The organism is Streptomyces sp. NPDC054863 (genome assembly GCF_053610825.1).
Genome location: NZ_JBSGZD010000373.1, coordinates 1 through 6,891 on the forward strand (window position 1 = coordinate 1; position 6,891 = coordinate 6,891).

At 70.3% G+C, this 6,891-nt stretch carries 7 protein-coding genes; 4 read left to right on the plus strand and 3 right to left on the minus strand.

Annotation, left to right across the window (positions count from 1 at the left end; translation table 11 throughout):
* Positions 1-790 (plus strand): trypsin-like serine peptidase (locus tag ACWGIG_RS35470; RefSeq protein WP_453325820.1); only part of this gene is annotated, 790 nt, incomplete at its 5' end.
* 57 nt (positions 791-847) lie between these two features.
* Here the strand turns inward: ACWGIG_RS35470 and ACWGIG_RS35475 are convergent.
* Complete coding sequence (locus ACWGIG_RS35475) at positions 848-1,165, minus strand: winged helix-turn-helix transcriptional regulator (RefSeq protein WP_453325826.1); 318 nt, start codon at positions 1,163-1,165, stop codon at positions 848-850.
* Positions 1,166-1,265: 100 nt separating this feature from the next.
* Here ACWGIG_RS35475 and ACWGIG_RS35480 point away from each other — a divergent pair, with 100 nt between their 5' ends.
* Positions 1,266-2,192 carry an NAD(P)-dependent oxidoreductase gene (locus ACWGIG_RS35480; RefSeq protein WP_453325821.1) on the plus strand — a complete coding sequence of 309 codons (927 nt, stop codon included), beginning with the start codon at positions 1,266-1,268 and terminating at the stop codon, positions 2,190-2,192.
* Between the two features lie 4 nt (positions 2,193-2,196).
* Here the strand turns inward: ACWGIG_RS35480 and ACWGIG_RS35485 are convergent, their stop codons facing one another.
* Entirely contained in the window at positions 2,197-3,540 is a 1,344-nt protein-coding gene (locus tag ACWGIG_RS35485) for a hypothetical protein (protein ID WP_453325822.1), read from the minus strand.
* Positions 3,541-3,741: 201 nt separating this feature from the next.
* The gene (locus ACWGIG_RS35490) at positions 3,742-5,409 is read right to left on the minus strand and encodes a fumarate hydratase (RefSeq protein ID WP_453325823.1); all 1,668 of its coding nucleotides are present in this window, start codon (positions 5,407-5,409) and stop codon (positions 3,742-3,744) included.
* 155 nt (positions 5,410-5,564) lie between these two features.
* Here ACWGIG_RS35490 and ACWGIG_RS35495 point away from each other — a divergent pair, with 155 nt between their 5' ends.
* Both ACWGIG_RS35495 and ACWGIG_RS35500 read left to right on the plus strand, forming a co-directional pair.
* Positions 5,565-6,281: a DUF1707 SHOCT-like domain-containing protein gene (locus ACWGIG_RS35495; protein ID WP_453325824.1), complete on the plus strand. Its 717-nt coding sequence runs from the start codon at positions 5,565-5,567 to the stop codon at positions 6,279-6,281.
* Positions 6,282-6,462: 181 nt separating this feature from the next.
* Entirely contained in the window at positions 6,463-6,846 is a 384-nt protein-coding gene (locus tag ACWGIG_RS35500) for a WhiB family transcriptional regulator (protein WP_453325825.1), read from the plus strand.
* Positions 6,847-6,891: the final 45 nt, after the last annotated feature.

Here is a 6,891-nt window from a genome sequence, read left to right on the forward strand (position 1 = left end):
GGTACGTGCGTACTGGACCGCCGACCGGATGCGGGAGGCGGTCGCCGCCACCGGGGCGAGGGGGCGGGCCCTCGGCGACGAAACCCCCGGCGGCATCCCCTGGAACGGCGACCCCGCCGACGTCACGCACATCGGCCGCCTCTTCATGCTGCTCCCCGGTGGTCAGAAGGCCACCTGCACGGCCGCCGTCGTCACCTCCGCCAACCGCGACGTCGTCTCCACCGCAGGCCACTGCGTGCACCTGAAAGCGGTGGGCGGCGCGATGAAGTCCCTCCTCTTCGTGCCCGGCTACGACGACGGCAAGGCCCCCCACGGCAGCTACCCGTCCCGCTCCGTGGGCGTCCCGCCCGCCTGGACCGAACGCGAGGACCACGCCGCCGACTTCGCCTTCGTCGCCCTCGGCAGGGACGACCGCGGGCGGCACGTCCAGGACGTGGTCGGCTCCCGTCGCGCCGTCTTCGGCGCGGAACCGGGCGGGGTGCGCATCGCGCTCGGCTACCCCTTCCTGCCCCCGTACGACGGCAAGACGCTGCAGTACTGCGCGGCCCACGCCACCCCGGTCGAGGACGACCGCCTCGTCGGCGGCTCCCAGCTCAGGCCGTGCCGCATGACGAACGGGGCGAGCGGCGGGCCCTGGTACGCGCTGACGGCCCGCGGCGAGGCAGTCCAGGTCGCCGTCACCAGCTCCCGTCCGAAGGCGGCGGAGTTCAAGGACGCGGCGTGGGGCGCGATGTTCACCAAGGCCGCCAAGGCGCTGTTCAAGGCCCAGGAGGCGCTTACCTCGAAGTAACCACCCACAAAATGGTGGGTACTTGATCGCCCTCTCCGCCGGGTGGAGGCTGGAGCCCTACCCGGCGAGAGAGGAGGGCGAGCCGTCCAGCTCCTTCAGTACCTGCAACCGCTTCCTGCCCCATTCCCCCAACGGCCCGAGCGCCTTGTTGAGTTCCTGGCCGAACTCCGTCAGTGAGTACTCGACGCGCGGTATCGCCGTGTCCTCGAACACCTCGCGGTGCACCACCAGGTCGGCCTCCAGCTCGCGCAACTGCTGGGTGAGGACCTTCTCGCTGATTCCGGGCAGCTCCCGCCTGGTCGCGCCGAAACGGCGTGGCCGCTCGTGCAGCGCCCACAGGATGAGCACCTTCCACTTGCCGTCGACGACGTCCATCGCCGCGTCGAGCCCGCATTGATACGGCTGATTCTTCAACTCCGCACACCCGTCTCTCGTTTCCGCATGCCCTCACACACCTCAACGCATGGAGTCCCTCATGAGTGCCCCCACCGACCACACCGCCGTGGCGGCCGAGCGGCCCGTCACCGTCCTCGGACTCGGCCCGATGGGCCGGGCCCTCGCGGGGGCGTTCCTCGCGGCGGGACACCCCACCACCGTGTGGAACCGCACGGCATCCCGTGCTGATTCCCTCGTCGCCGAGGGAGCGGTGCTCGCCGCCACTCCCGCCGAGGCCGTGCGGGCCGCGGAACTGGTCGTGGTCTGCGTGCTCAACTACGACGCCGCCCTCGACATCCTCGGGAAGGCGGGCGACGCACTGAAGGGCCGTACGGTCGTCAACCTCACCGCCGACACCCCGGCCCGCGCCCGCGAGGCCGCCGGCTGGGCGGACGAGCACGGCGTCACGTACCTCGACGGCGCCATCATGACCCCCACCCCCACCATCGGCACCCCGCACGCCGTCTTCCTCTACAGCGGCCCCGAGGACGCCTACGAGGCGCACCGCGCCACCCTCGACTCCCTTGCGGGCACCGCCTCCTACCTCGGCGCCGACCCGTCCCGCGCCGCCTCCCACGACGTCGCGCTCCTCGACCTCTGGTGGACCTCGGTGAGCGGCCTCGTGCACAGCTTCGCGCTCGCCCGCTCCCAGGGCGTCGCCGCCACCGACCTGGCCCCCTTCGCCAAGAACATCGGCAACCTGCTCACCTCGTTCATCGACGAGCTCGCCGAGGAGGCCGACGCGGGCGAGTACCCCGGCACGGAGAGCGACCTCGTCTCGGCCGCGACCGCCCTCGCCCACATCGCCCACGCCTCGGAGGAAGCGGGCCTCGACGCCTCCGTGCTCCGCGCCGCCCAGGGAGTCGCGGACCGTGCGGTCGCCGAAGGACACGGACACGAGAACGTCCTCGGCATGCTCGACACCCTCGGCGGCGGGCGCCGCCGAGTCGCGCACCTGCCCCGCTGACCTGCTACCCCGCGAAGACCATCACCGTGAACCCGAAGAACAGCCCCACCAGCACCGGCCAGTACAGCAGTGTCGCCAGCATGTTGTCCCGCCACTCAAGCAGCCGCCGGTTGGTGTCCGTGCCGAGCAGGATGGCGTTCGCGAAGATGCCCATGATGACGATGTACTGGGAGATCGCCAGGTACTCCAGATACGTCAGCGACGTGTCCCCGGCGATCTCCCGGATCTGCTGCTGGTCCACCACCACGACCAGCAGCAGCGTCACCGCGAAGGAGATCGCCGTCCACGTCGAGAAGCCGAACCTGGGGTTCTTGCTGTCGTCCTTGGTGTAGACGAACAGCGCCAGGAACATCACCGCCGAGATGAAGAACGACTGGATCAGCCGCCCCATCATCGGTCCCGCCCACATGCGCTCCATGCCGACGTTGAAGTACAGCTCCGGCGCGGACTTGAACGGCTTGTCCCAGTCCGTCAGCCCCTGCGTCATCGTGTAGTCGTGCATCCCGAAGCTCCAGCCCGTGTAGTACGGGCTCCAGCCGGAGGTCACGGAGTCCTGGTCGAGGCCGATCCGGCCGTACCGCCAGGGCGGGTACGAGGCGAAGTCGGGCACCAGGATGTCGTTGGTGAAGGTGGCCTTCGACCACATGCGCAGCCAGACGTTCTGCTTGTCCAGCGGGTAGTGCTGGTAGTCGAAGTTCTGCCGGAGCGTCGCCCTGAAGTGCCAGCCCTTGAGGCGGCGCCCGTCGGTGCTCCTGGTGTCGTACGCCTCCCGCATCTCGTCCTCCCCGCCGGTCCCCTCGGGGAAGACGACGCCCATGCTCTTCTCGGGGACGTCGGGGCCGTACCGCTGCCAGACGTAGCCGCTCACCTCCACCTCCTCGGGGGAGGTGAACTTCGAGCTCTGGACGAAGATCCCGGTCGGGATCTTCCGGAGCTTCACCCCGGGCAGCGTCTTGGCGAGGAAGGCCGAACTGTCCCGCTCCGTCATCAGCGGGGTGCCGACGATGGTGTCGGTGACCCGGTCGTGCGACGTGATGTACCAGGTCACGCCGATGCCCGTGAGGAAGATCAGGGTCGCGGTGGCGGCCATCAGCGCGCACCGGCGCACCGTCAGCAGGTACGGCTTGACCAGCGCGGCCGTACCGAACAGACCCACCGCGCAGAGCGAGATCAGCAGCGGCGCCCAGCCGGCCCGCTCGGTGTGGCCGGGGCGGAAGCTGTCGCGGCCGAAGTAGAAGTACATGCAGACGGCGGCGGCGCCGACGGACAGGGCGAGCAGGGCGAGGGTGGCACGGGCTGCGGTGCGGACCCAGCGGGGGGTGGGGCCTCGGGGATCAGTGGGATCCATGGGCCCACCCTCGGACACGGAGTCACCCTCCGCGTGACGCATCGCGGAGGACAACCCGAATGCAGCACGCTCCGCGGGGGGCGTGGGGCGGCTCCGCTGCCCGAGGGGGCCAGGGGGAGACCGTCAGGGGCGCGGGGAACTGCGCGGCCGGCCACGACGCACCCGCACGAAGACCACCCCGCCCCCGCCCAGGGACTCGGCCTAGACCAGGCCAGGACCGCGGACCGGGATGTGGGTCAGGAGCGGCGGAGCCGCCGGGGCCGTGAAGAAGTCGTTGCCCTTGTCGTCGACGACCACGAACGCGGGGAAGTCCTCGACCTCGATCCTCCACACCGCCTCCATGCCGAGCTCCTCGTACTCGACGACCTCGACCTTCTTGATGCAGTCCTGGGCGAGACGGGCGGCCGGGCCGCCGATCGAGCCCAGGTAGAAACCGCCGTGCGACCCGCACGCGTCGGTGACCTGCCGGGAGCGGTTGCCCTTGGCCAGCATGACCTTGGAGCCGCCCGCCGCCTGGAACTGCTCGACGTACGAGTCCATCCGGCCCGCGGTGGTCGGGCCGAAGGAGCCGGAGGCGTAGCCCTCGGGGGTCTTGGCCGGGCCCGCGTAGTAGACCGGGTGGTCCTTCAGGTACTGCGGCATCTCCTCGCCCGCGTCGAGCCGCTCCTTGATCTTCGCGTGCGCGATGTCGCGGGCGACGACCAGCGGGCCGGTGAGCGAGAGCCGGGTCTTGACGGGGTACTTGGTGAGCTCGGCGAGGATCTCGTCCATGGGCCGGTTCAGGTCGATCCGTACGACGTCCTCGTCCGCATCCAGGTGCTCGTCCGTCGTGTCCGGCAGGAAGCGTGCCGGGTCCTTCTCCAGCTCCTCCAGGAAGACGCCCTCGGCCGTGATCTTCGCGGTCGCCTGGCGGTCCGCCGAGCAGGACACCGCGATGGCGACCGGGAGCGATGCGCCGTGGCGCGGGAGGCGGACCACGCGCACGTCGTGGCAGAAGTACTTGCCGCCGAACTGCGCGCCGATCCCGATCTTCTGCGTCAGCTCGAAGACCTTCTGCTCCAGCTCCTGGTCCCGGAAGCCGTGCCCGGTGGGCGAGCCCTCGGCGGGCAGCTCGTCCAGGTAGTGGGCGGAGGCGTACTTCGCGGTCTTCAGCGCGAACTCGGCGCTCGTGCCGCCGACCACGATCGCCAGGTGGTACGGCGGGCAGGCCGCCGTCCCCAGCGAGCGGATCTTCTCCTCCAGGAACTTCATCATGGAGTCCTCGTTGAGGACCGCCTTCGTCTCCTGGTAGAGGAACGACTTGTTGGCCGAGCCGCCGCCCTTCGCCATGAAGAGGAACTTGTAGGCGCCGCCGTCGGTCGCGTACAGCTCGATCTGGGCCGGGAGGTTGGACCCGGTGTTCTTCTCGTCCCACATGGTCAGCGGGGCCATCTGCGAGTACCGCAGGTTGAGCTTGGTGTACGCGTCGAAGATGCCGTGCGAGAGGGCCTTCTCGTCCTCGCCGGACGTCAGGACGTTCTGGCCGCGCTTGCCCATGACGATCGCGGTGCCGGTGTCCTGGCACATGGGGAGCACGCCGGCGGCGGCGATGTTCGCGTTCTTCAGGAGGTCCAGGGCCACGAACTTGTCGTTGCCCGACGCCTCCGGGTCGTCGATGATGCGCCGCAGTTGCGCCAGGTGGGCGGGGCGCAGGTAGTGCGAGATGTCGTGCATCGCCTCGGCGGCGAGCTTGCGCAGCGCCTCCGGCTCGACCTTGAGGAAGGTACGCCCGTCGGCCTCGAAGGTGGAGACACCCTCGGCGGTCACCAGCCGGTACGGCGTGGTGTCCTCTCCCAGCGGCAGCAGATCGGAGTACGCAAACTCTGGCATTTCGGCCATTCCTCACTAGGCAGGCGGACGGCGTCGCCGTACCTCCATCGGTACGGCGCGCCCACCAGCGTAGAACGGTCACCGGCCCCCGCGTCAGTGAGGTAAGGCTCAGTCGCCCCCTGTCGCGATCTATCGCGTTTCGGTACGGTGGTCGGGTGGACCTCGAAAAGAAGCCTCAGCCGTCCCTTCAGAAGCCGCCGGCCCCGGTGGCCCCGCAGGCCGCCCCGGTGGCGCAGCAGACCTCGCTCCGGGCGTCCGACGCGGACCGGGACCGGGTCGCGGACATTCTGCGGGAGGCCGTCGCCGAGGGCCGTCTCGACGCCGAGGAGCACGGCGAGCGCATCGATGCCGTCTACCGCGCGAAGACCCAGGCCGAGCTGGAGCCCCTGGTGAGCGACCTGCCCGCGCCCGGCGGCAGCGCCCCGGTCCCGGGCCCCGCACCCTCGGCCGCGTACGACCCGTACGAAACCGGCCGGAGCGCCCAGGAGGTGGACAGCCTCGTCGCCGTCTTCAGCAGTTCGACCCGCAAGGGCCGCTGGCGGATCGCCCCGCGCACCAAGGCCTTCGCGCTCTTCGGGAACATCGAGATCGACCTGACCGAGGCCCTGTTCGCGCAGCGGCTCACCACCATCGACGCGACCTCCGTCTTCGGCAACGTCGAGATCCGCGTCCCGGAGAACATCACCCTGCGCGGCAACGGCAACGGGATCTTCGGCAACTTCGAGGTCCGCACCCTGGAGGGCGCCGACCCCGAGGCCCCCGTCGTGGTCGTCAACGGCCTCTCGGTGTTCGGCAACATCGAGGCGAAGCCCAAGCGGGGCAAGCTCATCGCCGACCTGCACGACCGCCTGCGCAAACACCTCGGACACTGAGGGAACCGGGCGGAAATACGGTCGGCATACGGGCCGGATGCGGGCGGAATTCCGGCTTCCGGAGCCTCAACACGCCCTGCGCGTACTGGACATGGTTCGAAACCCTGTGCATAGGCGTCGGCACAGCGGGTAGGGACTGCGCATCGTCGCTCGCTCGCGAAGCCGTCGTCAGGAGTAGACCGTGCTGCAACCGCCGCATCAGTCCTTGCAGGTCGCCCCCGTGCCCGCGCAGCGTGCGCCGGTGCCGGTCCGTGATCAGCGGGACCAGGCCGGCCCATGGCACACGGAGGCGGTGTGCCGCCGGGACGAAGCCGGGCTGTTCTTCGCCCCGTCGAAGGAACCGACCGCCTCCCGGCTGTCCCGCGAGGAGGCCGCGAAGCGGGTCTGCGCCCGCTGTCCCGTGATGATCGCGTGCCGCGAGCACGCCCTGCTGCAGCCCGAGCCGTACGGCGTCTGGGGCGGCCTCACCGCCGCCGAGCGCCGGGTGGTCCTCGCCAGGCGGCGCAGGCGTGAGATGGAGCTGAAGGCGGCGCCCGGAGCGGGGGACCACCGCATAGCGGGCTGAGTGCGCCTCGCGTGCGTACGACCGAGGGGGCGGCCACCCCGGTGC

Coding starts and splice junctions, on each gene's coding strand:
- ACWGIG_RS35475 (WP_453325826.1), bottom strand. CDS start 1,165: ATGGACGTCGTCGACGGCAAGTGGAAGGTGCTCATCCTGTGGGCGCTG.
- ACWGIG_RS35480 (WP_453325821.1), top strand. CDS start 1,266: ATGAGTGCCCCCACCGACCACACCGCCGTGGCGGCCGAGCGGCCCGTC.
- ACWGIG_RS35485 (WP_453325822.1), bottom strand. CDS start 3,540: ATGGATCCCACTGATCCCCGAGGCCCCACCCCCCGCTGGGTCCGCACC.
- ACWGIG_RS35490 (WP_453325823.1), bottom strand. CDS start 5,409: ATGCCAGAGTTTGCGTACTCCGATCTGCTGCCGCTGGGAGAGGACACC.